The organism is Margalitia sp. FSL K6-0131 (assembly GCF_038008735.1).
Lineage (GTDB): Bacteria > Bacillota > Bacilli > Bacillales > Bacillaceae_C > Margalitia > Margalitia shackletonii.
Genome location: NZ_JBBOZS010000001.1, coordinates 3,132,204 through 3,157,822, shown reverse-complemented (window position 1 = coordinate 3,157,822; position 25,619 = coordinate 3,132,204). Strand labels below are relative to the sequence as shown.

General features: G+C 34.9%; 29 protein-coding genes, 2 pseudogenes and 1 other annotated feature. Of the genes and pseudogenes, 23 read left to right on the top strand and 8 right to left on the bottom strand.

The window, feature by feature from the left end; translation table 11 throughout:
• Positions 1 to 72 precede the first annotated feature (72 nt).
• Positions 73 to 558 (top strand): tetratricopeptide repeat protein, encoded by a 486-nt coding sequence (locus tag NSQ59_RS15505; protein WP_340832182.1) that lies wholly within the window; start codon positions 73 to 75, stop codon positions 556 to 558.
• Between the two features lie 277 nt (positions 559 to 835).
• Here NSQ59_RS15505 and NSQ59_RS15500 read toward each other — a convergent pair whose 3' ends face one another.
• Positions 836 to 1,651, bottom strand: coding sequence for a pentapeptide repeat-containing protein (locus NSQ59_RS15500; RefSeq protein WP_055740189.1), 816 nt, complete (start codon positions 1,649 to 1,651; stop codon positions 836 to 838).
• Between the two features lie 384 nt (positions 1,652 to 2,035).
• On the opposite strand from NSQ59_RS15500, the gene NSQ59_RS15495 reads away from it, so the two are divergent.
• The 7 genes from NSQ59_RS15495 to NSQ59_RS15465 all read left to right on the top strand — a co-directional run bounded on the left by NSQ59_RS15495 (position 2,036) and on the right by NSQ59_RS15465 (position 6,964).
• Positions 2,036 to 2,344 carry a hypothetical protein gene (locus NSQ59_RS15495; RefSeq protein ID WP_235950551.1) on the top strand — a complete coding sequence of 103 codons (309 nt, stop codon included), beginning with the start codon at positions 2,036 to 2,038 and terminating at the stop codon, positions 2,342 to 2,344.
• The gene (locus NSQ59_RS15490) at positions 2,341 to 2,667 is read left to right on the top strand and encodes a GyrI-like domain-containing protein (RefSeq protein ID WP_235950549.1); all 327 of its coding nucleotides are present in this window, start codon (positions 2,341 to 2,343) and stop codon (positions 2,665 to 2,667) included. Before NSQ59_RS15495 ends, NSQ59_RS15490 begins: the two co-directional genes overlap by 4 nt.
• Before the next feature lie 238 nt (positions 2,668 to 2,905).
• Positions 2,906 to 3,331, top strand: a complete 426-nt coding sequence (locus tag NSQ59_RS15485; protein WP_055740188.1) for a DUF1801 domain-containing protein — start codon at positions 2,906 to 2,908, stop codon at positions 3,329 to 3,331.
• 70 nt (positions 3,332 to 3,401) lie between these two features.
• Positions 3,402 to 3,675 (top strand) — a binding site (T-box leader).
• 164 nt (positions 3,676 to 3,839) lie between these two features.
• On the top strand, positions 3,840 to 5,474 hold the full coding sequence (gene metG, locus NSQ59_RS15480) for a methionine--tRNA ligase (RefSeq protein ID WP_055740187.1): 1,635 nt from the start codon (positions 3,840 to 3,842) through the stop codon (positions 5,472 to 5,474).
• Between the two features lie 192 nt (positions 5,475 to 5,666).
• The gene (locus NSQ59_RS15475; RefSeq protein WP_161809250.1) at positions 5,667 to 5,822 is read left to right on the top strand and encodes a hypothetical protein; all 156 of its coding nucleotides are present in this window, start codon (positions 5,667 to 5,669) and stop codon (positions 5,820 to 5,822) included.
• A 48-nt stretch (positions 5,823 to 5,870) separates the two neighbouring features.
• Entirely contained in the window at positions 5,871 to 6,020 is a 150-nt protein-coding gene (locus tag NSQ59_RS15470) for a hypothetical protein (RefSeq protein WP_161809249.1), read from the top strand.
• Positions 6,021 to 6,112: 92 nt separating this feature from the next.
• The gene (locus NSQ59_RS15465; protein ID WP_213083980.1) at positions 6,113 to 6,964 is read left to right on the top strand and encodes a GNAT family N-acetyltransferase; all 852 of its coding nucleotides are present in this window, start codon (positions 6,113 to 6,115) and stop codon (positions 6,962 to 6,964) included.
• Between the two features lie 78 nt (positions 6,965 to 7,042).
• Here the strand turns inward: NSQ59_RS15465 and NSQ59_RS15460 are convergent, their stop codons facing one another.
• On the bottom strand, positions 7,043 to 7,894 hold the full coding sequence (locus NSQ59_RS15460; protein WP_340832173.1) for a VOC family protein: 852 nt from the start codon (positions 7,892 to 7,894) through the stop codon (positions 7,043 to 7,045).
• Between the two features lie 219 nt (positions 7,895 to 8,113).
• Here NSQ59_RS15460 and NSQ59_RS15455 point away from each other — a divergent pair, with 219 nt between their 5' ends.
• From NSQ59_RS15455 to NSQ59_RS15425, 7 genes and pseudogenes are all read left to right on the top strand, one after another.
• Positions 8,114 to 8,674 (top strand): AAA family ATPase, encoded by a 561-nt coding sequence (locus NSQ59_RS15455; RefSeq protein WP_055740184.1) that lies wholly within the window; start codon positions 8,114 to 8,116, stop codon positions 8,672 to 8,674.
• A gap of 465 nt (positions 8,675 to 9,139) precedes the next feature.
• Positions 9,140 to 9,736, top strand: coding sequence for a TetR/AcrR family transcriptional regulator (locus NSQ59_RS15450; RefSeq protein ID WP_055740183.1), 597 nt, complete (start codon positions 9,140 to 9,142; stop codon positions 9,734 to 9,736).
• Between the two features lie 2 nt (positions 9,737 to 9,738).
• Positions 9,739 to 10,413, top strand: coding sequence for an SGNH/GDSL hydrolase family protein (locus NSQ59_RS15445; RefSeq protein WP_055740182.1), 675 nt, complete (start codon positions 9,739 to 9,741; stop codon positions 10,411 to 10,413).
• 57 nt (positions 10,414 to 10,470) lie between these two features.
• Positions 10,471 to 10,905: pseudogene (locus tag NSQ59_RS15440) on the top strand (SDR family NAD(P)-dependent oxidoreductase); the annotation flags it as partial.
• Positions 10,906 to 11,012: 107 nt separating this feature from the next.
• Complete coding sequence (locus NSQ59_RS15435; protein ID WP_055740181.1) at positions 11,013 to 12,227, top strand: translocation protein TolB; 1,215 nt, start codon at positions 11,013 to 11,015, stop codon at positions 12,225 to 12,227.
• Positions 12,228 to 12,364: 137 nt separating this feature from the next.
• The gene (locus tag NSQ59_RS15430; RefSeq protein WP_055740180.1) at positions 12,365 to 12,829 is read left to right on the top strand and encodes a GNAT family N-acetyltransferase; all 465 of its coding nucleotides are present in this window, start codon (positions 12,365 to 12,367) and stop codon (positions 12,827 to 12,829) included.
• Positions 12,830 to 12,904: 75 nt separating this feature from the next.
• The gene (locus NSQ59_RS15425; protein WP_055740179.1) at positions 12,905 to 13,471 is read left to right on the top strand and encodes a histidine phosphatase family protein; all 567 of its coding nucleotides are present in this window, start codon (positions 12,905 to 12,907) and stop codon (positions 13,469 to 13,471) included.
• Positions 13,472 to 13,621: 150 nt separating this feature from the next.
• Here the strand turns inward: NSQ59_RS15425 and NSQ59_RS15420 are convergent, their stop codons facing one another.
• The gene (locus NSQ59_RS15420; RefSeq protein ID WP_055740178.1) at positions 13,622 to 14,179 is read right to left on the bottom strand and encodes a cysteine hydrolase family protein; all 558 of its coding nucleotides are present in this window, start codon (positions 14,177 to 14,179) and stop codon (positions 13,622 to 13,624) included.
• A gap of 329 nt (positions 14,180 to 14,508) precedes the next feature.
• Between NSQ59_RS15420 and NSQ59_RS15415 the strand changes: the two genes are divergently transcribed.
• Complete coding sequence (locus NSQ59_RS15415; protein ID WP_055740177.1) at positions 14,509 to 15,258, top strand: aminoglycoside phosphotransferase family protein; 750 nt, start codon at positions 14,509 to 14,511, stop codon at positions 15,256 to 15,258.
• A gap of 207 nt (positions 15,259 to 15,465) precedes the next feature.
• Here NSQ59_RS15415 and NSQ59_RS15410 read toward each other — a convergent pair whose 3' ends face one another.
• Together NSQ59_RS15410 and NSQ59_RS15405 are read right to left on the bottom strand one after the other, a co-directional pair.
• Positions 15,466 to 16,380, bottom strand: coding sequence for an NADP-dependent oxidoreductase (locus tag NSQ59_RS15410; RefSeq protein WP_055740176.1), 915 nt, complete (start codon positions 16,378 to 16,380; stop codon positions 15,466 to 15,468).
• A 229-nt stretch (positions 16,381 to 16,609) separates the two neighbouring features.
• The gene (locus NSQ59_RS15405) at positions 16,610 to 16,948 is read right to left on the bottom strand and encodes a VOC family protein (protein ID WP_055740175.1); all 339 of its coding nucleotides are present in this window, start codon (positions 16,946 to 16,948) and stop codon (positions 16,610 to 16,612) included.
• A gap of 234 nt (positions 16,949 to 17,182) precedes the next feature.
• Between NSQ59_RS15405 and NSQ59_RS15400 the strand changes: the two genes are divergently transcribed.
• From NSQ59_RS15400 to NSQ59_RS15385, 4 genes and pseudogenes are all read left to right on the top strand, one after another.
• Entirely contained in the window at positions 17,183 to 18,064 is an 882-nt protein-coding gene (locus NSQ59_RS15400; protein ID WP_055740174.1) for a LysR family transcriptional regulator, read from the top strand.
• A gap of 321 nt (positions 18,065 to 18,385) precedes the next feature.
• The gene (locus NSQ59_RS15395; protein ID WP_055740173.1) at positions 18,386 to 19,273 is read left to right on the top strand and encodes a GNAT family N-acetyltransferase; all 888 of its coding nucleotides are present in this window, start codon (positions 18,386 to 18,388) and stop codon (positions 19,271 to 19,273) included.
• Positions 19,274 to 19,643: 370 nt separating this feature from the next.
• Positions 19,644 to 20,275, top strand: a pseudogene (locus NSQ59_RS15390) (chloramphenicol phosphotransferase CPT family protein).
• Between the two features lie 68 nt (positions 20,276 to 20,343).
• Positions 20,344 to 21,264, top strand: a complete 921-nt coding sequence (locus NSQ59_RS15385) for a GNAT family N-acetyltransferase (RefSeq protein WP_340832159.1) — start codon at positions 20,344 to 20,346, stop codon at positions 21,262 to 21,264.
• 105 nt (positions 21,265 to 21,369) lie between these two features.
• On the opposite strand, the gene NSQ59_RS15380 is transcribed toward NSQ59_RS15385, so the two are convergent.
• On the bottom strand, positions 21,370 to 22,188 hold the full coding sequence (locus NSQ59_RS15380; protein WP_200915589.1) for a DUF4405 domain-containing protein: 819 nt from the start codon (positions 22,186 to 22,188) through the stop codon (positions 21,370 to 21,372).
• 234 nt (positions 22,189 to 22,422) lie between these two features.
• On the opposite strand from NSQ59_RS15380, the gene NSQ59_RS15375 reads away from it, so the two are divergent.
• The 3 genes from NSQ59_RS15375 to NSQ59_RS15365 all read left to right on the top strand — a co-directional run bounded on the left by NSQ59_RS15375 (position 22,423) and on the right by NSQ59_RS15365 (position 23,684).
• Positions 22,423 to 22,899 carry a DUF2975 domain-containing protein gene (locus NSQ59_RS15375; protein ID WP_055740171.1) on the top strand — a complete coding sequence of 159 codons (477 nt, stop codon included), beginning with the start codon at positions 22,423 to 22,425 and terminating at the stop codon, positions 22,897 to 22,899.
• Positions 22,900 to 22,908: 9 nt separating this feature from the next.
• Positions 22,909 to 23,118: a helix-turn-helix domain-containing protein gene (locus NSQ59_RS15370; RefSeq protein ID WP_055740170.1), complete on the top strand. Its 210-nt coding sequence runs from the start codon at positions 22,909 to 22,911 to the stop codon at positions 23,116 to 23,118.
• Positions 23,119 to 23,180: 62 nt separating this feature from the next.
• A complete protein-coding gene (locus tag NSQ59_RS15365; RefSeq protein ID WP_055740169.1) occupies positions 23,181 to 23,684 on the top strand; it encodes a GNAT family N-acetyltransferase in 504 nt (167 codons plus the stop codon).
• A gap of 140 nt (positions 23,685 to 23,824) precedes the next feature.
• On the opposite strand, the gene NSQ59_RS15360 is transcribed toward NSQ59_RS15365, so the two are convergent.
• The gene (locus NSQ59_RS15360) at positions 23,825 to 24,757 is read right to left on the bottom strand and encodes an ABC transporter ATP-binding protein (protein ID WP_340832154.1); all 933 of its coding nucleotides are present in this window, start codon (positions 24,755 to 24,757) and stop codon (positions 23,825 to 23,827) included.
• On the bottom strand, positions 24,693 to 25,565 hold the full coding sequence (locus NSQ59_RS15355) for an ABC transporter ATP-binding protein (RefSeq protein ID WP_340832152.1): 873 nt from the start codon (positions 25,563 to 25,565) through the stop codon (positions 24,693 to 24,695). Before NSQ59_RS15355 ends, NSQ59_RS15360 begins: the two co-directional genes overlap by 65 nt.
• Between the last annotated feature and the right edge of the window lie 54 nt (positions 25,566 to 25,619).

Sequence of the window (25,619 nt, the reverse complement as noted above, 5' to 3'; positions counted from 1 at the left end):
ATAAATTAAAGGGAAGATCCTAAATCGCTAGGAATCTATATTTTGTAATCATATAAGTTGGAGAGGATCAAGTTGAAAAAAGAATTAGAAAAAGCAATAGAGCTGCGAAATAATGGTGATTATCAAGAATCGAACAAACTATTAATAAAGCTGGTTGAAAATGATCCAAATGATGCATTCATTAATTATCAATGTGCTTGGAGTTTTGATGTTTTAGGAGAGGAATCAAGAGCTGTCCCTTATTATGAAAAAGCGATTAGGTTAGGATTGTCAGGGAAAGAATTAGAAGGTGCATTATTGGGCTTAGGAAGTACATATAGAACACTAGGAGAATATGAAAAATCTCAAGAAACATTTTTAAAAGGGATAAAAATATTCCCAAATAATATGGCCATTCAGGCTTTTTACTCAATGACTCTATATAATTTAAACGAGTATAGTGCAGCTATGGAGCTATTACTTAAATGTTTGGTAGATACGACATCGGACAAAGATATTTTACAGTATCGGAAAGCAATAGATTTTTATGCTGATAAATTGGATAATGTTTGGGAGTGATCTTTTCCTTAAAAAGACAAATGGCAAAGAGGGGAGTGGAGGCGGTTCTGGACATATGCATCATACCTTCATTGTTTCGCCGCCTTTATCGGAAAATCTATCAGGAATTGAATTGCTTTTATTTACGTTTTGGGAAGATCAGGAAAGTCATCATTTTGTTATTTAACTTAATTAATGGCAGGCATTCGAGATTAAACACTTTTGAATGATAAAGTATAATGAAAAAGAACCCCAATTTTATTAGGTTGGGGTTAAGATAAGTTTAATTGGTGATATCTCATTTCCAATGGTCAGGACTCTTTAATGATGGTGGTAATTTCGTGTTTCTATCACCCTTCGCCGCATTCACTTGTGCCTGTGTCAAAAAAATACTTCCTGTAAGATTTGCACCACTTAAATCGGCATCTCTAAAGTCTGCCCCAATTAGGTCCGTCATTCTTAAGTCTGCATCTCTTAGATCCGCAGCAATTAACAGCACTCCTCTTAAACTAGCGCCTTTTAAATCCGCACCTTTAAGTTTTGCGCCAATTAAGTCATACTGGATTTTCTTCTTAAACTTCTTGTTAAGGGTTTTAGCTCTAACCAGTTCACTTGTGCGCAAAAGTAATTCATTAACCTTTGATCGATGCTCATGAACATTAATATTTAAAATATTTTCTGGGCTTTGTTTCGTAAGGAGTTCCGTTTCCTCATACATAACATGCAATTGTTGGTGGATAGGTTTGGAAGCTTCCGTGTTCAGAGCTTCGTGTAAATACCAAAGCATCTCGTGAAGCTGCTGTACTATAGGAAACACATTAAACATTTCCATAGCTTGTTCTGCATCATTCCGCCAATCATTTCCTTCATAGATTACTTGAGAAACTTTTTGCCCAGCACCAAAGCATTCATAAGCAGCACATCCTCGAAACCCTTTATTTCTAAGATCTTTATGGATACTGCATTGGAAATTTGGCTTTAAGTTTCTGCATGGAGTTCCGCTATCTTTATCGAAAGCAAAATCTGCAGATTTCGCATATGGTAATGCGACACAACACAAACCAAAGCAATTTTCACAATCTGGTTTTAAGTGATTTATAGATTCATTTGACAATGGTTACACATCCTTCAATAGCAACCTGATTATCTATACAAAAAAGTATAATATGCTATTTCAATAATAATCAATTATAAACAAAAATTTATGACTACAAAATATTTTTGAGTTTAATAAATATTATAAATTTTCCATTTAGTGTTTGAAATGTTATAAAATATAATTGAGAAACTATGTTAAACCTTGTTATTGATATTGGAGTCTCTTGAATTTCATCTATTGCTCGAATCAGCTTTTATTGATATACATACAGGAAGTAATGAGTAGTAACAAATTAAGGTTGAATCTGTTCGGCAGGAGTATATTATAAAGTGAAAATAGGTTAATAAACACACTCGTTGTGTCAAAGTGGGTTATTCAATAAAAGGGAGATGTTATTATTTGGACAAAAAGGTAGATTATAAAAAAGATTATAAGCAACTCTATATGCCTAAAATGTCGCCGGAAATTGTAGTAGTACCGAGGATGTCATTTTTTATGGTCAATGGTTCTGGGGACCCTAACGGGGAAGAATTCGCCATGGCAACAGAAGCGTTGTACAGTATGAGTTATGCGGTGAGAATGTCATACAAAAGTGAAAATGTACCAGCTGGATACTATAAATATACGGTTTTTCCACTCGAGGGCTTATGGGACTTGATTGATCAAAGCCCGCGACAGACAAAAGCAATTTTAAGTACACGATTATGATACGCCAACCAGATTTTTTGACTGAAGAACATTTTGAACGATTTTTGGAACAGTCGAAAAGGAAAAGGCCAAGCCCATTCCTAAAGAAAATTCGGTTTGAACATGCCGAAGAGGGATTGAGTTGTCAAATGATGCATATTGGAAGCTTTGACGATGAACCAGAAAGCTTTACACGAATGGAAGCGTTTTGTTTAGAACATGGTTATATTCGTTCAAGCAAAATTCATCGGGAAATTTATTTGTCAGATCCTCGTAAGACTGAACCGGCAAAGTTGAAAACGGTGTTAAGATTCCCAGTAAAAAAAACTGATATTCGGAAGTAGAAATAGATTTACCCATAAACAAACGGTTACGATGGGGGTTCAATTAGTAAACCAATTGTTCGTGTGGTGTGTGGAAAATCGTTAACTCAAATTAAATGGATTGTTAATAGTTCTAGCATGATTGAATGCCCTATTAATTTACTGTTTAAAATAGAAGTAATAAGAAAAGGATCGTTTTTTAGTATTATTTGAAAAAGTCGTGTTCCAATAAAATATAAAAAATGGAGAGTCAAAAATTATGTATGAATTAAAAACAAAAGAAACCGATCATAATGTTATTGATTTTATTGAAAAAATTGAAACACCTAAAAAAAAGGAAGATGCTTATACATTATTAGATATTTTTACCGAGGCAACTGGTCATCAGGCGAAAATGTGGGGAACGAGCATCATTGGTTTTGGTTCTTATCATTATAAATATAAATCCGGCCATGAAGGTGATGCACCGCTTGTCGGATTTTCACCCCGAAAATCGAAAATAAGTCTATATTTATCTCCATGTGAAGATGGTCCTCAAAAAGAGTTATTAAAGGATTTTGGAAAACATACAACTGGGAAAGCATGTGTTTATATTAATAAAGTAGCAGATATAAATATTGAAGTACTAATTTCATTAATTAAGCACTCCATTCAATTTATAAAAGAAGCATATCCCGAACAGTAAAATTAAATGTATTTATTTTTTTTATATTGACATTGGAATATTTATTTTATAAATTATGATTAATAAAAAAATAAAGGCAATGAAGAGAAAAAGTAAAATGATTTTGTTTTTCAAAAGAGAGCTTCGGTAGCTGAAAAGAAGCAAAAATAAACATTTGAAAAATGGTCTCTGAGCTTCGTACTGAACATACTTTTCGTATTAGTAGGCTGCGACGAGTTTTGACTCTCGTTATCAACGTCACAGTATAAGAGTAAAAGTTTTACTCCGTACTTGCTGAGGCAAATAGTGTGAACTATTTGTGAAATAAGGTGGTATCACGTGGGTATTCAAACCTCGTCCTTAACTATTTTTAGTTGAGGGCGGGGTTTTTTGTTTTCAAATATCAATACTCAATAGGGGATTTAGGTGCCTAAAACACAGGGAAGGTAGGAAAAATGGTCACCAAAAGGCAAGATAGGTGCCCAAAACCCAGGAAGAAGAGGAAAAAAGGATATAGGAGGTAATTAAAATGAGTGTTTTTATCGGTGGAGCGTGGGCTTATGCAAATGGCTCCCTACATTTAGGTCATATTTCAAGCTTGCTTCCGGGTGATATTTTAGCAAGATATTATCGTTTAAAAGGAGAAAAAGTATTATATATTTCCGGCAGTGATTGTAATGGAACACCTATTACCATTAGGGCAAAGCAGGAAGGAATTTCACCGAAAGAGATTGCTGACCGGTATCATCAGGAATTTGAAGATTGTTTTTCAAGATTAGGATTTTCATACGATATTTACACAAGAACAGATACACAGCATCATCATAAAGTCGTACAAGAGATTTTTTTAGATCTACTCGATAAAGGGTTAATTTACAAAAAAGAAGTGGAACAAACTTATTGCGAACATTGTGAGCAGTTCTTGCCTGATCGATTTGTAGAAGGACTTTGCCCCTCTTGCAAAGAGACTGCGCGAGGAGATCAATGTGATCATTGTTCGGCTATTTTAGAACCGCTTGAGTTGCTTGAACGAAAGTGTAAAATTTGTGGTCATCCTCCGACGACAAAATTCACCGAGCATTTTTACTTTGCACTAAGCTCTTTTCAGGTTTTTTTGGAGAACTATGTACATGACGCTGAAAATAAAAAGCTTTGGAGAGAAAATGCTGTTTCTTTAACAAAACGTTATTTAAAGGAAGGACTACAGGACAGGGCAGTCTCAAGAGATTTGCCTATTGGGGTAAGTGTTCCAATCGAAGGTTATGAGGAAAAGAAAATTTATGTATGGATAGAAGCTGTATCAGGTTATTACTCAGCAAGTAAGCTTTGGGCGAAAGAAACAAATAATGATGATTCCATCTTTTGGAACTCCTCGGCAAAATCTTATTATGTTCATGGGAAGGATAATATTCCGTTTCATTCGATCATTTGGCCAGGAATCCTCGCCGGTTTCGGGAAGGAACGATTACCAACACATATCGTTTCGAATGAATATTTAACTTTAGAAAAGAAGAAATTGTCCACCAGTAAAAACTGGGCGGTCTGGGTTCCGGATATATTAGAAAAATATGATCCAGATTCCATACGCTATTTCCTTACGATAAATTCTCCAGAGAGCAGAGATGCTGATTTTTCTTGGAGAGATTTCATTTATAGTCATAATAGTGAATTATTAGGCGGGTACGGAAACTTCGTAAATCGGACATTGAAATTTATACAAAAATCGTTTGATGGAGTCATTCCTAACAAAATCATTACCCCTGCTATTGAGAAGAAAATAAATGATTTATACAGGGAAGTAGGAAATTGTATAGAAAATACTGCTTTCAAAAGAGCACTGGAAAAAGCATTCGAACTTGTCAGATATTCAAATAAGTACTTTGATGAAAGGCAGCCTTGGATAGAGATAAAGGAAGATATCGAGTCTTGTAAACAAACTATTGCTGATTGTGTTTATTTAATAGCTAATTTAGCATATATCTTGATGCCATTCCTTCCTTTTTCGAGCTCTAAGGTAAAAGAAATGTTAAAAACAACGGAAACAGAATGGAAAGCATTTTATGTTAATTCTTTGCAATTATCAAATGTGGAACCATTATTTGAAAGAATAGACCTCACAAGAATAGAAGAAGAACTGGAAAAGTTAAATAGCCAAAGTGTTTGAAAGAATGAAGTAAAACGTTATTAATATAAAATAAGAAGTGCATTAATTACGCAAATTCTAATTAGGGTTTGCGCTTTTTTTGTTAAATAATATTACATATTTTTTACATTTTTGAAGGGTTTTATGTTCCATTAATAGAATAGTTGTATTTGAAAAATATCTTTAGAATTTATTTTATTGGGGGATTATTATTTGGATGGAACTGAATTGGAGTATCGTGTAGTTGGTAAAGGTGAGCAATTTCTTATAATAGAAACAGGAATTGGCAGTTCCTTTTATGATTGGTTCTCATTTGTTCAAAAGATTAAAAATGACTATAAAATAGTTTTATATCATAATCATCCGTAAGAATGTCCCATTAGTGGTTTGGAGGACAAGCCGGAAAATTATTTCGTTATGAGTTACATCTTACACGTAAAAGGGGATGCCACATATCTTACTATTGAACAAGATGATAATAGACAAGAAGAGGACGAAGAGAAAGATTACGATGATGATGAGCATTCAATATTATTTGCACTCAAGAGGTTAGCTGAGGCACAGTAAGTATTTCAACGAATTGAAACCGAACAATTATGCAGACAAAATCGTTTAGGGGTGATACTTAGTTGGTGAGCTGTGAAGCGGATGTAAACCAAATGAAATTTTCAGAACGTACTTTAAGAATATTTAAAAATGCTGAAATGGAAGCACACAAATCTACTAATATTGTGTATCCAATTCATTTGATACTTGGGATTTTGAGAGAAAGAACAGGGGGATGTGCAGAGCTTTTTCTTCATTACCCAAAGCTTTATGATACTTTAAAAGAACGTATGCAAAAAATAAACTTCAATAATCAAGAGCAAGGCATTCAAACTGAATTTTTTAATATGAAAGTCACCCATACAACCTTTCAGGTATTAGAGAATGCATGCAACAGAATGAAGCGATTCAAACAAGTTTATATTAATGAGGGTTTATTGATAAAAGCAATTTTTGATGTAAATGATGAGATGACCAAAGCCATGTTAGAAGGCGTGGTAGTTTCTCCGATTGTAGAAATCTTGTCATCCCCAAGAGATATGATTGTTTCCTTAAAAGACTATTCCATTCCAGATTTAACGTCAACTGATCTAATTATTAGAAAAGCTGTAATAGAAGATGCAAATGCATTAAAAGATTTTGTAGAAGCGGAGTTTGGAAATGGTTGGTTGGATTCGGTTGAAAATGGACTTCAAGAAGAAAACATTCCTATTTATGTCGCAATTCAAAACGGAAAAATTCTTGGTTTTGCCTGCTTTGATGTAGTCCGGAGAAAGAAAGGCTTGTTCGGTCCAATGGGAACAGCTATTTCAAACCGCACGCAAGGAATTGGATATATGTTGCTGCATTGCTGCCTAAAAGAGATGAAAGACATTGGATATGAATATGCAGTAATAGGGGAAGCTGGGCCTCTTGAGTTTTATGAAAAGGCATGTAATGCAGTTGTAATTCCTATGGGCGTTTGAAATCCTGGAATTGGAAGTGAATCTCCAGATGATGCAAAAAGCATCCAATCGGGAAGTTTTCCAATTGGATGCTTTTAATTAAATTTGTAATAGAATTCGATTTCCGGAAGGATCTATAGTAACAAAGTAACCATTCTCTTCTGTTACGATGGCGCCGATATTCTTCAGCTGATGAATAATATTTTTTCTAGTACCCTCATCCGGAAACTTTAGTGTATAAGAGACAAGTCCGACACTATTGGCGAGAGGTTCGGGTGCACCAATACCATTCCATGTATTTAATCCAATATGATGATGATATTTCCCTGTAGAAATAAAGAGCGCCTGATTTCCATATCGAGAGACTACAGCAAATCCGAGTCCCTTCGTATAAAATTCTTCTGTCTTTTTTAATTCTGATACATGCAAATGAATATGTCCCATAACGGTGCCGGACGGTAACGCTTTCCATGATTGCCCTTGCGCCTCTTCTAACAGACTTTGTGCATCCAATGGCTCTGTTGACATGATTACTTCGTTATTTTTCCAATCCCATGTGGATGAAGGCCGGTCTGTATAAATTTCAATTCCATTTCCATCCGGGTCAGCTAAATATAGAGCTTCACTTACCAGATGGTCAGATGCCCCTTGTAATGGATAGCCTATTTGAATAAAGTGTAATAAAATTTTTCCTAAGTCTGCGCGTGTAGGTAATAAAAGAGCAAAATGGTATAAGCCTGTTGTTCGCGGCTGTTTTGGTATCACATTTTCAGGCTGTTCAAGTGAAATTAACACTGTTTTTCCATACGCACTTAATTTTGCGGTTGTCGCTGTTTGATCTAATACTTTAAAGCCGATTATGTCTTTGTAAAATGCTAATGATCGTTCTATATTTTGTACCTTTAAATTCACTTGTTCTACAAATGTATTAGGTTCACGATGAAAATTCATTTTAATCCTCCTGATGATGATATATAGATAAAATTATTTTGCTCTACATAATCGAAATTCAGTTTAAAATAGTTAGTAAGTTACATTATGTTAGTAATTTTACTTCTATTATTATCTTCCGTCAAGTAAAAAACACTATACAAAGCATTTCTTCAGAAGGAGGACTTTTTCGAGTTAAAGAGAATTATCCTAAAAAAGATAATTTATGAGGAGAAAAATATGAAATTTGTGTTGATATTTGGTCCGCAAGCCGTAGGAAAAATGACGGTTGGCCAGGAACTAGCTAAAATAACAGGTTTAAAGCTTTTTCATAATCACATGACGATTGATTTGGTGAATCCTTTTTTTGATTACAGTACAAAAGAGGGAAAAAGATTAGTCCATTTATTTCGAATGGAATTATTTGAGTCAGTTGCAAAAAGTGATTTGGATGGATTGATTTTTACATATGTTTGGGCATTTAATTCTCAAGCTGATTGGGACTACATTGATAAAGTTTGTCACATTTTTGAATCAAGAGGAGGAACCGTTTACTTTGTAGAGCTTGAGGCAGATATTGATGAAAGGCTAGAAAGAAATAAAACTCCTAACAGACTGGAACATAAACCAACAAAAAGAAATATTGCATGGTCTGAAAATGATATGAAAAAATCGATGGAAAAATACAGATTGAATTCACTAGATGGAGAAATAAAAAGAAAAGAATATATAAAAATTAACAATACTAACTTGAGTGCAGAAGAAGTGGCAAAAATGATTAAGGAAAAATTTAATTTATAGAAGTCAAAACTTTATTGGTCAAAGAACCATCCTAAAGAGTATGGTTTCTTTGATCAAAAACATGTAAATAAGAATAAATACATTGGTGTACTATATACTATTTTTTTGGGATAGTTTTTTGTTGCGAAATAGCTCCTTCGCCGCTATTGTAAATCATCCTATGGTCAATATGTACAATGAATTTAATGCCCAATGAAGTACCACTTCATCATCATAACTCAACTCCGTTCTTGCTAAGCCCCTTTTAAATATTGGCAACAACAATTCCCCAATTAACAGTTTATCAATATAAGGATAGTGGAATACATGTACGTATTCATTACTAAAGTATTTAAATTGGTTCGATATATTAATAGTAAAAAAATGACAATTTGATGAATGATGCTAATTATCCATCAAATTATTATGAAAATTTCGTATAATAAAATTAGAACGAACGTTCAATTTTAAGAAAGGAGTATTTAGTTGAATAAAAGACGATATGACAGTGAAAATGCAAAAAGGGAAATTTTGAAAGAGGCCTCTTTGTTGTTTGCCAAAAAAGGTTATAACCAAACATCTGTTGCAGATATTTCAAAAGCTTCCGGATATAGTAAGGGACATATATATTATCATTTTCAAAACAAGGAAAAGCTTTTTGTGTTACTGGCAAACAAAACAATGCAAGATTGGTATGAAAAGTGGATGAAAAAAGCAACCTCTTACACTTCGGCGACTGAGAAATTGTACGGTATAGCGATGCATGTTCTTTATAACTACCAAACTCCTTTATTAAAATCCGGTCAAGAGTTAGCAGCCAATCCTAATTCCAGCGCAGAATCTATAAAAGAACTATTTAACCTAGCTATAGTGCCAATGAGTTCATATCGTGCCATTTTGCAGGAAGGGATCAATAATGGAGAGTTTATTACCGGAAACATAGAGGAGTGGACTGTATTACTTGGGACATGGTTGGGAGGTTTATGTCAGCTCACGAACACAGAGGATTTAAGCAAACTCGAGCCTCTCTTTAATCAAGCCATTACTATCTTTTTAGGTTCAATTAAAAAAAGGGGGAAATAACTGTGAAAATTGGATTAGTCGGAGATAGTTTAACGGAAGGACGACCTGGCGTTTCTTTCATTAACTTTTTAAGAGAAAGATACCCAAAGATAACGTTTGTTAATCTTGGTAAACCAGGTGAGACTATTAAAAGTTTGCATACCAGATTAACGAAAACAGTATTGGAAACAGATTATGAACTTATTTTTCTTTGGATCGGGGTTAATGATGTTTATTCTAAAATGCTAAAGGTACAAGCGCAGCCGGTGACATGCGATTACAATGAGTTTCAGTCGATTTTCACTGAAGTGATGGAAATGATTACAGTCTCAACAAAACAGGTTGTGACAGTATCACCTGCAGTGGTTGGTGAGAATGTTAGGAATGAAGCGAATGAGGGACTAAGGGAGTTATCTGCCATCATACAGTCAATTTCGCAAAAATATTCGAATGCTACATTTTTAAATATGCAATCTGTATTTGAGAATTATTTAGTGAACGTCAATAGTTCGGATTATTTAAGCACTAGTATTTTTCGAGTCATGAAGGATGTTCTCTTTTACAAGAATCCAAAACGGATTAATCGATTATCAAAGTCACGTGGGCTTTATTTGACATTAGACGGAATTCATTTAAACAGTCGTGGTGCTGAGATGGTTGCTGATGAATACTCGAATATGATAGAGCAGTTATTATAATCAACAAATGATACTCCGAAATTTTCAGTGGAGGGGTTTAACATGGAAGGGAATAGAAAAGAGCAAGGATTCGGACATATCGTCAATACATCATCAGCAGCTGGGATGGGACCTTCTCCAATATGTTCAGCATATTCCGCAACCAAACACGCTGTTGTCGGACTTACAACGTCCCTCCATTATGAAGCAAAAGAATTTGGAGTGAAAGTCAGCACGCTTTGTCCTTCCTTCGTTGATACTTCTATTTTTGAAAACGCAAAGGCAATAAATATGAATAAATCAGTAATCACACAACAATTGACCAAACAAAAAATGATGTCATCTCAAAAACTAGCCAAAATTACATTAGACGGCGTTCATAAAAATAAACCAATAATCTGTCCGATGCCAATGCGAAAAACCATTGATGTTATCTTTACAATTTTTCCTCCATTACATCGCTCTCTAATGTCATTAGTGTGTAAAGAAAGTAGAAAAGCACATATTTCATAGTGAATTAGTTAATTATTGGTAGTTACAGCTAGAGACTTTTCATCAGCAAAGGTTTTTATGGATTTTTGCCATTATAAAGGACATCCTACCTGCAAGGAGGGATGATAATGGCAATAAGAATTTTATTTTTACTTATGATTATCATTTTTAGTTTTACATTTAATACCTATGCTGAAGCTCCACTTAAAGCGGCTTTTATAAGAGATCATCAGCTTTGGATAAAAGAAAACGACAGAGAAAGGCAACTTACTAAAGGCTTGAATGTTTCCTCACCTAAATGGTCAAACGATGGTCGATTTATCGCTTATTTAGCTGGAGACGAGCTTGGAGAAAAAACTTATTTGTATGTATATGACACAAGGAAAAAAGAAAATTATCAGCCATATAAAACAATCCAGACAAGCAATTTTAAATGGTCACCAGTTTCCAATCAATTAGCCTATAATGCAGGTGGCGTATTAAACATTACAAAAACGAAGAATGGACGCCCAGAAGGTTTTGAGAACGTGTCTTTAGGTACTAGTGATTTTGAATGGTTTCCTGACGGTAAAAATTTCATCGTTTCCTCACAATCCAATTTACTGCCTACTGGATGGGAACCAGTTCGTCTTTTTAAAGTTTCTGTAGATGCCAATCTTAATAAGAATAAAATCAAGCCTTTTTATACGATTCAAACAGATCCAGATGACCTTTTTGCTATTTCTGCAGATTATTTTAAGTGGAGTACTGATGGGAAGTGGGTTAGTTTTCTTGCAATGCCTACTGCATCCTGGTCCAATGACAGCAATACACTATGTGTACTTTCATCAAAAGGAGATCATTTTCAGGTTATTGGAAAGATGCTTTGGTATGAAAATTGGATAAAATGGGCTCCTACCAAAAATCAATTAGCTTTTATATCTGGCGAAGGAAGATTTTTTGTAGAAAATAAAAATACGACGATAACAGATATTCCTACCATACATGAAAGGAAAGAATACACGCCTAAAGGATATGTTGACCTGGATTTAGAATGGCTCTCACTAGATAAGGTTATAGTGGCACGGGCTAAAGAAAATAAGGAATGGAAAGAAGGACCGGTTCCCACTATGTTTACTTCCCTATACGTTATTAACATCAAATCAGGGGAACAAAAGCAGATTACCTTCCCGAATCATAATAGAATCGATGATTTCCCACAAGTTATCGATTCAAAAATTACTTGGTACAGAAAGACTGAAAAGTCAAAACAGGGAGATGTATGGATCAAAGATGGAATTAGCAGCCCAGAACACTTGTGGTTAAAGAGGGTAGACGTTGCACCGACTTTCTATAAAGAGTGACTTTTTCCTTGGTGTTGTTCATATAAGATATTGCGTTTCTGTTTTTATGGGAGCGCATTTTTTTAGTTGTCAATTGAAGGAAATTATTTTCTTGTAGCGAATACATACTTATTATCTTTTAAAAAGGCGATGAAAAAATGAAGTTCATACCAATCGATGTAAATAAACATCAAAAATATGTGGTCCCTTTTCGAAAAGATTCATTTATTGTTAGTTTTGGTTCAGATAAAGATTTCGGTGATGAAACCGAGTATCTTGATTGGTTAAAAAAGCAGATAGCAAAAAATCCTAAGGGGTTTGTGCTAGCAGTAGAAAATGAACAGCCAATCGGGCAGCTCGAACTAACAATTAAGATTTATGAAGGAAAAGAAATTGGATACGTAAATCTTTATTATCTTATTCCGGAAAAAAGAGGGGTGGGATTAGGAGCACAATTACACCATTATGCCATTAATTTTTTTAAAGGCAATAATGTTAACGAGTACCACCTGAGAGTCTCTACGACTAATGAACATGCATTAGCTTTCTATTCGAAAAATGGAATGCGTGTGATTCAGTCTGAAATGGATGGAAAGGTTATTCGAATGGCGGGATATATTTAATATCTTAATAGTGGGTGCTGTTTAAATTTTTTTATCAAAGTAGTGGAGTTAGATTAACTGTAAGGGAAGTATACGATGAAAACATTCATATATATGGTAAGACATGGAGAATCACCAAAAGACGGAATGGAAAGAACAAGAGGTTTGACGGAAAAAGGGAAATCAGATGCTCTGCGCATAACTGATTTATTATTAGAGGAAGGAATCGACGTTTTTGTATCGAGTCCTTATAATCGATCTATCTTAACGATTCAGGAATTGGCAAACAGAACAGGGAAAGAAATTCGTATATTTGAAGATCTTAGAGAGCAAAATTTTTCAGGAAATGATAAGCGAATTTCTGATCAGGATTTATTTCCTTTATTACATAAGTCATTTTCAGACCCGAATTTTGCTTTGGCCGGTGGAGAATCCAATGCAGAATGTCAGAACCGAGCGATAAAAGTTATACAAGAATTATTACAAACTTATCAAGGGAAGAAAATAGTATTAGGTACTCATGGAGCGATTATGACTTTAATGATGGGGTATTATGACAGTCAGTACGATTTGAAATTTTTACTTAATACTTCCAAACCAGATATATACAGAATGGAATTCAATGGACAGGAATTGGTGGAAGTTAAAAGATTGTGGACATGATAACAATTAATATATGAATCTTGTTATTAAAAGCTAGGCTATATAACGTTGATGGTGGATATAACCTTAGGGACTAAAAACCGGAAGGAATAATTCCTTTCCGGTCACATTAATTCTTCTAAGATATTTAAAGAAGGTTACCGCCTAATTCTATCTGTAAGAATTATGTTGCGGGTCAAACAGATCCTCTTCTGCCTTCCTCACCATAGAGAAATGGTCAACATTATAATGACCATGCAGGATTGCGTTATGATGGTTGATAATTTGTTTAGCAGATAATGTTTTGCTATCAGTAGTTGAATGTCCATCTTCTACGAGCGTAACATCAAACCCTTTTACGGTTGCTACTCTTACTGCTGTATCAATACAATGTTCTGTTTTGCATCCCATCACAATTAAATGTTCGATTTGGTTTTCCTTAAGAAAATCTAACAATGGTGTAGCATAGAATGAACTCGTTGCCTTTTTATCAAAAATAGTTGCACCCGGAGGTATATTAATTTCTTGATGAACTTCAAAACCTTTGCCCTTACCATCAGCAACATCTAGGTCTCTTATGAATACAATTGGATATCCTTGTTTTACAGTCCTTTCAACAACTGAATTGATATTATGAAGTAGTTCCGCTTTGTTATAAACACTTGGCTCACGATCGTTACCCTCAATTAACTCTTGTTGGGCATCAATAATTAATAATGCTTGATTCATTAAATATCCCCTTTACTTTAAATTATAGACGTATACACCCGTAGTTTCTTTTGATTATCATTACAACCGCTTCCTTTTAAAGTTCTAATATAAGATATTCGGCTTTTTATGATAGATTCCTGCTTTAATAAATTTTAAAATTATAATGAAATACTTTGAATATCGAGGTACACTTTGGGGGCTGTGATTGGTGTTAGGTGTTATCATTTGGTCCAAAGTAGAAAGTCGTCTCGGCAAAAAGGTTAAGAATTCGCGGGTGACTATGTCATTTTATATGTTTGTAGAATTCAATCGTTCTTTTCACTAAAAGGGCAAAGGAGGAGTTATCAATGAATTTAGGTACCTTGATAGCAGAGGGAAATACTGCAAAAATCTACTTAATAGAAAACAAGATTATTAAAGTTTTTAATGACCATTTGCCCGATACAGAATCAACGTATGAAGCAAACAAGCAAAAGTTTGCTTATTCGTGTGGGTTATCTGTACCTAAAGTACTGGATGTCACGAAAATTGATGGTAAACAAGCTATTATTATGGAATATATTAAAGGCAGGACTATTGGTGATATCTTATCTGAAAATAAGGAACAAGCTGATTATTTTATGAGTATTTCTGTAGATGTACAACAAAAAATCCATAAGATACCCGCTACTCAACTTGAGTCCATGTCTAATAAATTAAAACGTCAAATTTCATCAGCCGTTAATTTAGATAAAAAGCATAAGACTGCGTTAATTAAAAAATTGGATTCGATGTCATATGAAAAAAGGCTCTGCCATGGGGATTATCATATATACAACTTGATCATGTCAGACAACGAAGTAACAATTATAGATTGGGTGGATTCCAGCGCAGGTGATATTCGTGCTGACGTATACCGCACATATCTTTTGTACTCACAGTTTTCAATAGAATTAGCTGATATATATTTACGTCTTTATTGTGAGAAAAGTGGCTTGTCAAAAGATGAAGTTTTCGAATGGGCTCCAATTATAGCCGGAGCAAGATTGTCTGAAAATGTATCAACTGAAAGCTCAGAACGTCTGTTAAATATAGTAGAAAATTATTGTTCTATATAAGTATCAAAGTAGTAATTACTAGTTGATGAAATAATGGGAAATTCCGAATTAAACAAAAAAGATTATTATATATGCCGGGATTTGATTAATGATAATGGGCAAATAGAAGTAAAAGTAATAACAACTAAAAATAATAAAAAGAGGCTGCCGCCAAATAGTGGGAGAAACCTCTTTATAAATTTTCCAAATACATTTACGTAATACACTTTAGCTAATTGAAAGAACTACCTTTCCTCGGCCGTGGCCACTCTCCATTTCCCGATGAGCATCAGCGGCGTGGTGAAGCGGAAATACCTTTCTGATATAGATCTGCAATTTCCCTTGGGAGTATAGTTCTACTAATTCAGCAAGACGAGCCACGGATCTCTGGCTGCGTATAGTTCGAACACTAAGTTCCTCTGCAAGGTCGAACGCAACAATTGTGCCGATTCGGTTTTTGTTTTCGACAAGTTCTAACGATGCGCGTAGAGCATCGTCTCCGGCGGCATCGAAGGCTACATCCACGCCATCTGGTGCTAGAGCGCGGACTCTGTCGGCAAGACCGTCTCCATAAGTAACAGGAATTGCACCGAGTGATCGAAGGTAATCGTGGTTGCGTTCACTTGCGGTGCCGATGACAGTTGCTCCCCATGCCTGAGCCAGTTGTACTGCGAATGTCCCAACTCCACCAGCTGCCGCATGAATCAGTATGGTGTCTCCTTTGCCCACGCGAAGTTCTTGTAGCGCAGTGTGAGCGGTTTGACCAGAAGCAGTTATTGCACCAGCCTCCTCCCAAGGCATATTCTTTGGCTTATGCACAATCTGATCAACACTAACCACCACATATTCTGCATAACAGGTCAGTAAATCCCATCCAAGTACTTCATTGCCGACAGAGAAGTTTGTGACTTCATCGCCCACTTGATCAATAATTCCTGCAAACTCGTTCCCAAGAATCTGTGGATACCGCACCTCTAAACCGGGTGGTGCCCAGCCACTACTACGCACTGCCAAGTCGAACGGCTGAATTCCAGCAGTCTTAACGCGAACCCGAACTTGCCCTGCACCAGCATGAGGATTTTCAAATTCCATTACTTGCAAAACATTTGGAGGACCAGAAGTAGAAATTGCAGCGGCTTTCATGCTAAATCCCTCCTTAATAGGTTGGAGTTCCAGCTTATGGTGGAGTAGAATTGAGTATGAATTAGACGGGAAAAATTTATAATCGCTTTTTCTTGTTTGAAAAGACTAATTAATCGAATCGTCTGATCTTTATTCATAGATAATCATCCCTTCACAATATTTTAAAATGTAATCACATGATTACGATTTTGACATGTTCTGCAATCGAACGGTTATTGAATGTCATCATTCAACTAAGAACCTCGATGGTAAATCCACCCGGGGCTTTAACATAGAATGTCCAGCGATGAGCCCTTTTTGGCGGATTAACATTAAATCCATCATTCTTCAAGCGCTGATAGATCTCGTTCACCCGCTCCTCGCTTTCCTGCGAAAAACCTATATGAAAGGACTTAGGGTAATCGACTTGAGTACCTTTCATCAATGTGAGCAATAATCCATCATCGTCTAATAGTACAGCGAATGAATCCCTATGCGTGCTCTTGGTTTGTAGGTCGAAATATTTCTCCAAGAACTCTCGAGCAGCGTTTACGTCGGTGACCGTTAGATTGATATGGTTTAGTTTCAAAGGTTACACATCTCCTCTATAGTTATAATTATTTACCCCTATTATTATCCTTTAAAAAAATACTCCATCAAATTGGAAACAGGTAAATCTTAATACTTATATTCAAATCCTCTAAACTCTTTGCAAGCTTTTATTGCTTACATGTTTTATTCTATAATTGATTATTAATAAATAAAAAGACATATTAATATATCTCTATATATACTAGAGTATATGAATGAAGGAGTGACGAGCATGGAGCTACTGCAACTGCATTATTTTCTAAAAGTCGCTAAGTTAGAGCATATGACGAAGGCTGCGCAAGAGCTTCGCATCGCGCAGCCTGCTCTCAGTAAAACCATCGCTAGGTTGGAAGAGGATTTGGGTGTACCGTTATTTGATCGTAAAGGAAGGAACATTCGACTCAACTCATTCGGAAAAGTGTATATGAAAAAAGTAGAAATGGCACTGATGTTGCTTGAAGAGGGACGAAGAGAAATTGAAGATCTTGCGGAAATGGAGAGAGGGCGTGTATCTTTAGCAACAACTACTCATAAATGCTTTTCCGACGTAATAGGTTCTTTTATATCCTTGCACCCCGATGTCAAACTTCAAATCACTCAAGCTTCAGAGAAGGAAAAGGTGCAACAGCTCCGAAATGGAGAAATCGATTTTTGTATCACTTTCCCTCCCATTGAGCAGGTGGGGATAGAGGGATTGTCCTTTCTCACTGAAAAAATCTTACTAGCTGTTCCTCATACACATCGATTTGCTAATAGGAGTAACATAGACTTGAGTGAAGTAGCTGATGATCCTTTTATTTGTATAAAGCAAGGGAATCCATTCCGACAAATGACGGATGAATTTTGCCAAAAAGCAGGATTTACTCCGAATATTATATGTGAAGTCGACGAACATTCTGCAGTAGGTCATTTCATACGGATGGGAATTGGTATTGCGTTTATGCCGGAAACCTTAATTGAAAAAATAGAGACATCATTTCATTTAGTGCAAATTGATAATCCTATTTGTCAGCGTACCTACCAAATTGCATGGCTTGAAGGGCGCTATATGTCCGTGGCGGAACGTAAATTTCGAGAGTTTTTTGTCCGGAGCTTTACCGAATTAAAGAAGTAATAAACCTTTAGTTTAGATTCGAACATTATCAGCTTAAAGCTCTAAATATTAGGAACGGAAGGTAAAAGGTTGAACTAAGCTATCTTCTTTCTTCACTTTCAGGCTAATGATGGATTCATACATTATCACACCTTTTCTTACATAGATTCATTCGAAGCTTGTATCTAGTAGTTGATAAAATCGAAGGTTATTAATAAGAAGTGAAATAATCCTTTGAACAAGTGTTCAATATCATAATAAATAGAGGATTACTTCGAAAGGTTGGCGAAATAAAAGAAGGCTACAGATAGTTGTGGATTTATATTAGTGAGGGATACACGTATGAATAATATAACTTTTATAAAAGATTATAAGGATAATAATAAATTACGTTCGAGCTTTAATGAACTTGCAAACAGTGTATTTGGAATAAGGTTTGAGGAATGGTACCAATATGGTTTTTGGAATGAAAGGTATATCCCGTACTCTTTTGTCTTGGATGAAAAAGTGATTGCTAATGTTTCTATTAATCTCTTGAATTTTTTCATAAATGATGAGGAAAAGAGCGCAGTACAAATTGGCACCGTTATGACACATCCAGATTTTCGTAATAATGGCCTTTCAGGCGAGCTTATGCGGAAAGTTATAAAGGATTATGAGAAAATATGTGATTTCATGTACTTATTTGCTAATGATTCAGTACTAAACTATTATCCGAAATTTGGATTTGAAATGGTAAAAGAAACTCAATTTTATTATGATAACTATAATTCTTCCCCAGGACGAACACCACTTAAAAAACTTGATGGTAATAGTCATACTGATCTGCATTTTATCTATGAATTTGCAAAAGACCGAGTGCCGGTTTCTCAAATCTTTGGTTCGACTAATTCCCATGGCATACTTATGTTTTATTGTTCGAGTGTGTTTCGAAATAATTTATACTATTTAGAAGAGGATAATGTTATTGTGGTTTTACATGAAGAAGGGGATACTGTTCATATTTATGATTTAATCGCTAAGAAGAAATTTTGCTTAGAAACGATACTGAATAAAATAGTACCGAATGGGATGAAAAAAGTAATATTTCACTTTACACCAGATGATGAAAACCATTTAAAAATGAAAAATAAACCATATCATGAAGAAGGGGAGACATTGTTTATTAGAAATTTAGGGAATGTTCCATTTCCGGAAACTTTTAAACATCCTCTCTTATCACAGGCATAAGGATTCATGAAAAAGGGACTGTAATCTTAACTGTTACAAAACTTTATAAAAATAGATGGACTAAAAAATAGTTTGTTCATAATAATTAATATGTAGCTGCTTAGACAGCTATTTTTTTATAAATTTAAAAAAGTGGGGGGATCACAGGTGAAAATATCTGCTCAACTTAGCAATCGTATATTTAACAACAAACTTTGAAACTGTTTTTGACTTTCGGTGCTTAATATTAAAATAGAAAAAGATTAGGTGGATATTTTCGAAGTGGATGATTATATAAAAAGACTTTTCTCAAAAGACTTAAGGTTTATGATATAGAATCACAACAAATCTTCTTTTTAATAATCCATTTAAGGAATTAAGCTTAAAGGGGATGAAACCAGTGTTAAATCAAAATGACCATGGGAACATCGTCATTCTTAACGGTGCACCAAGATCAGGGAAATCCAGTATTGCCACTGAAATACAGAATACATTTGAGGGAGTATGGATGAATCTAGGGGTAGATCAGTTTATGAATATGACCCTCAACGTTATCAACCAGGTATAGGACTGCGTCCCGGTGGTGAACGACCTGACCTCGAACCCCTTATTAATGTGATGTATCAGGCCATGTATGAATCAGTGGCAATTTATAGCCGATATGGACTGAATGTTGTGGTAGATGTTGGTCACCATGATGGGTATTCAACCCCGCTAGGGATTCTGCCTAATTGTGCTCGGATACTTAAAGGTCTTCCGGTTTTGTTCGTAGGAGTTAAATGTCCTATTGAGAATATTATGGAAAGACGGCATGAGACTTGGAAAGTCGGTTATACCGAAGATGGGAAAATTCCAAGACCAATCAGTTTATGGCAGGAGCTTGTTCATGTTCCTGGGATTTATGACATGACAGTGGACACATCGGTGTTAGGCCCAAAGGATTGCGCAAACTTGATTCATAAGCGTCTCGAAAATGGACCTCCACCAACAGCTCTTCAGAAAGTGGCAGGATTAGGACTATAAAAAAGTTATATAAAACACAAATGACCTAATAAAAATAATCTTTTCATATAGAAATGAAGTGACTAATATTGAAAATTTCGATAGAACAATATAATTCCAATTATAAAGATTCGATAAACCAACTATTATTTGTTTGTTATGTTGATGATAATGACTCAAAAATGTATTTTGAAAGAGGGAGGCAAAGCCCTCTGAATATTTGTACATATATTGCCAAAAATAATGAAGAAGTTATTGCTGCTATCACAGCGTGGAAAACTACTTTCCATCCATACTGTACTTACTTCTCCATATTACTTCATCCTTTATACAGAAAAGCAGGGATTGAAAAGCTGCTATTAAAGTATGTTGAAGCATTTAATAGCAATGCTTTCCCCCTTCAAACCTCTATATGGGAGACTTGTTATTCATTGAAAGACTTCTATGATAAAAATAGTTTCTCGGAGATAAGAAGAACATATATAGTTTCTTTAAATATTTCTTCGTTAGTGAATGTTGAAACTCAATTTATACAAAAAAATTGCTTTCCAAAAACTTCGATAAAAAGTTTAAGAGATATTTTAAATAACGTGGATCTAAAGGAAAACTTAGTTCCTTTTGTAAAGAAAATTTACGAAATCACACATGAAGCCAATCCACCAGGTATTCATGATTTAACAAAATGGGAAAAGTTGATATTCGATGAAGATACTTTGCTGGACGGTAGTTACATAGCAATTACAGACGAAAATAAAATATTGGGATTTGCATTATTACATACAGGGGAAAATCCTAATGTTTTGGAATTTGGTTGGAGAGGAGCAGCGGAAAGTATTGATATTAATCTGGTAATCTTATTAACCATTTATCAGACGAGATATGCTAGAAAAAATGGTTATAAAATAATAAAGGGAGAAATTGATACAACCGATATCTATTCTTTGGAAATGCTTAAATTCTTTCCGTTTAGCCCTTCGCCATCGTTAATTACATACCAAAAGTTAAAGTGAAACATATGTTGCGATATCTACCCCAGGAAAATGTTATATAATATATCGCTCATATAAAAAAGAAGATGTGCGCAACATCTTCTTTTTTACATGAAAATGATTAGATTATCCTTCATTATGTTTTAACTGTAAGCTTTTTTGATTCCGTCTCTTCGATAGGAATCGTTTATCTATAAAGTAAACTGGTATTATGATAATAGCAAATATCCCCAAATACTGAAGAATCACGAGGAATGGACTACCACCACCATGGTGTCCAAATTTTCCTTCATCATGTCCATGGAATGTTCCATTAGGAGGTCCTTGGAAATGAGATCCATTTACATTTCCACTATTAAACGATTGAATATCACTTTTCTGTGCAAATTGCTTAAAATCTCCTGATGCAGGTTGAACTGAAGAATACCACTGGATTCCACCAGCTAATAAAACAATTGATAGAATTACTGATGCAAGAACACCTTTTTTCCATTGTCCTGTTTTTGATTTAAAAATCTTTCGGCAAACTCCCTTAATCCATTGCCAATGTACTCCAAGATGACAACCGACTAATACAAGGGTTCCATTAGCTGCAAGATTGTGTAAACCACGTATCATATGATTACCATTAATAGCTAAACCCGGGAATACAACTCTTGAAATAAAAATTCCAGTGATAATAATAGTAGACATCGAAATTAATAGAAGGATATTTAATAAATAACTCAATCTCGTTTTAAAAGGAAGCTTTGGATCAAAGATTTTCACCGTTGTATTTTTTACCCAGCGAAAATTTAATGCGATATGTGTAAGAATGGCAACTCCGAAAATCAAACCTGCAATTTCGTGAAACGGTAAACCACTAAGAACTTTAGGGTCCATTAATAAAGCAAAGGTTAATGCCATTAGGAAATCCAGAGTAATTTTTACATAATTCTTTTTCAAGTTCGCTCCTCCAGTATGAAAGCACTAATATAATAACTAACTGTCGTTTATTTTAACAACTGATTATTAAATAATTATTAAAATGAATACATATAATTTTTTTCTACAACAAAAAATTTTGCGTGGAAAAACAAGGATGATATTTTGATTGTTTTAATGATAATTGATAAAAGTTTATTGATTATCGATAAATTAAATTGTATTATATTGGTAAAACGAAAGGTGAGGTGAGATATGAAACGGGGTACAACAACAGGTTTAAAAGTTGCGATTATGATAATTGGAGTAATCGTCCTTGGAGCTTGTATTTTCGGGTTACCTAAGATCGCGAAATACTCCTCGGAGATGAATCCAGAGTTTGCCTATTTGAGATTGCCAGTCCTTTTTGGACTTTATGCAACCGCTCTTCCTTTTTTTCTGGCATTGTTCCATGGAATGAAGCTTTTAAATTACATTGAAAAAGAAAATGCATTTTCGGAGCTTACGATCATTTCATTGAAAAGGATTAAGAAGTGTGCTTTAACAATCTTCTGTCTTTATATAATTGGTATGATTTTTCTTCTCACACAAAATGCACTGCATCCTGGAATTGCTGTTATTGGTTTTGTAATATGCTTTGTAACTATAGTAGTGTCACTCTTTACAGCTGTCCTTCAGAATCTTCTTAAAAGTATAATGGAAATCAAGAACGAAAATGATTTGACAGTCTGAGGTGGTGGTTTGGCTATTATTGTGAATTTAGATGTAATGTTAGCCAAAAGGAAGATGAGTGTAACTGAGCTTACTGAAAAGGTAGGAATTACCATGGCGAATCTTTCTATCCTAAAAAATGGAAAGGCAAAAGCGATTAGGTTCTCGACATTGGAGGCAATTTGTAAAGCATTAAATTGTCAGCCAGGAGATATTTTAGAGTATCGAGAAGGAGAATGAAGTAAATATACAAACATTACTATTATTTCTAAAAAGCTTCATATAGAAAAGAGGAGAGGCCATTGAATATTCGTATTTTAACGGAGTCAGATGCAGTTACTTTCCAAGAATTGCGATTGAAAGCATTAAAAATGAACCCTGAAGCATTTGGGTCGACTTTTGAGAGAGAAGTGGAGTTCACGGAGCAAATGGTTCAAGAACGTATAAGACCATCAAAAGACAACTTTGTTCTGGGTGCTTTTGATAAGCAAAATTTGTTAGTCGGAATCGTCACTTTTATGCGTGAAACCAGTCTTAAAACTGCTCATAAAGGAAATATTTACGGGATGTTTGTAGCACCGGAAACAAGAGGGATGGGGGTTGGAAAGCTACTCTTGGAAGAATTAATAAGAAAAGCAAAAAATTCCAATGGATTGGAACAATTAAATTTAACGGTAGTTTCTAACAATGTTGCTGCCAAGAAATTATATACCTCTTTAGGATTCGATGTCTATGGTGTAGAACGGAATGCTTTAAAAGATAATGGAGAGTACTTTGACGAGGATTTAATGGTTTTATTTATTTAAATTTTATCGGTCTTAAAATAAAAAAACTATTGGTTCTACTAAATTTCAGGTGCATTCATTTAAAATAAGTATGTATTTTGGAGTAAGCAATAATAAAAACCGGCTCTATAGCAAAAAGAGCCGGTAAAATATTTCGTCCATTAAACTAATTCAAACTGTTTGGAATATAGTCGTGCATACACTCCTCCCTTTATAAGCAATTCATCATGTGTACCTTGTTCCACAATTCCTTTCTTCGTAAGCACGATGATTCGTTGTGCGTTGCGAATTGTAGAGAGGCGATGAGCAATAACAATTGTTGTACGACCTTTTGATAATGCTTCCAGAGATTCTTTGACGATACTTTCACTTTCGTTATCCAGTGCACTCGTAGCCTCATCAAAAATAACAATTTGCGGATTCTTTAATAAAACACGAGCAATGCTTAGACGTTGCTTTTGTCCACCTGAAAGCTTAACACCTGGCTGACCAATCTCGGAATGATAGCCGTTTGGCATACTCATGATAAATTCATGGGCATTTGCATGCTTTGCTGCTTCGATAACTTCATTGTCACTTGCAGAAGGATTTCCGTAACGGATATTTTCCAATATCGAACCAGAAAAAAGGTAGACATCTTGCTGCACGATACCCATATTCTTTCTTAAGGTTTGGAGATCTATATCACGAACGTTCATTCCGTCCAACAATATCTCTCCATCTGTAACATCATAAAAGCGTGGGATCAGTGAGCAAAATGTAGTTTTTCCTGCACCAGAGGGTCCGACTAATGCAATATATTCTCCTGGATATATATGAATGGACATGTTCTGAAGAACATCGTTTAAATGTTCTTCGTACCGGAAGCAGACATTTCTAAACTCAATTTCTCCACTTAACTTATCAAGAAACATAGCATTTGGCTTATTCTCAATGTCAGGTTTTAGATTCATGATTTCCATAAAACGTTGGAAACCCGTAATTCCTTCTTGAAATTGTGTGCTCATGTGGGTAAGTTTCTGAATTGGTTCAATCATATAGCCTATATACAGCAAGAAAGTTATTAGATCTGCTAAATCCAAGTTGTGATTCACAATACTGGCACTTCCCAAGACGATTACAGTGATGGTGATTAGCCTGAATAACTGTTTCTACTCCATTAAAATAGTATGCCTCAGAACGATAAGTATCTTTTCTGCTATGAAGGAAACGATTATTTTCTCTATTAAACTTTCTTATTTCTTCTTGCTCGTTGGTAAATGATTTTACTACTCGGATACCGGATAAACTATCTTCCACCTGTGCGTTAATATCTGCAATTCGTTCTTTGTTCCGTCTTAATCCTTTATTCAACCGCTTATTAAAATACAAAGAAAAGACGCCTAAAACTGGCAAAAAACAGAATACAGCTATCGTTAATAGCGGGTTAATGAAGATTAGTATGACAAATGCCCCAATAAAGCGGACGAGATATTTGATATAATCCTCCGGACCATGATGATACAATTCGGAAAGCAATAAGAGGTCATTGGTTATTCGGGACATTAGCTGACCGGTTCTTTCTTTATCATAAAAACGAAAAGAAAGTTTTTGCATATGTGCAAATATTTCGCTACGAAGATCTCGTTCCATGCGGGCACCTACTTCATGTCCCTTATAGTCCACAAAAAAATTAGCTGTATTTTGGATTATTGCTAAAATCAGCATTAATCCGCCAATCCAAAATACTTTGTTTAGGGCAGTAGATAGGTTTCCAACTAGAACATCTTTGGTTATATAACGGACTAACAATGGAAATACCAATGTCAAACTTGATCCAATTAGGGCACATGCCAAAATGGATACATACAGTTTTAAATAAGGCTTGTAATAAGAAAAAAATTTTTTTACTGGAAAATGCATAAGTTACCCCTCTTTATGTTATTTCAATATGCGCATATTAGGGGGTACACTGAT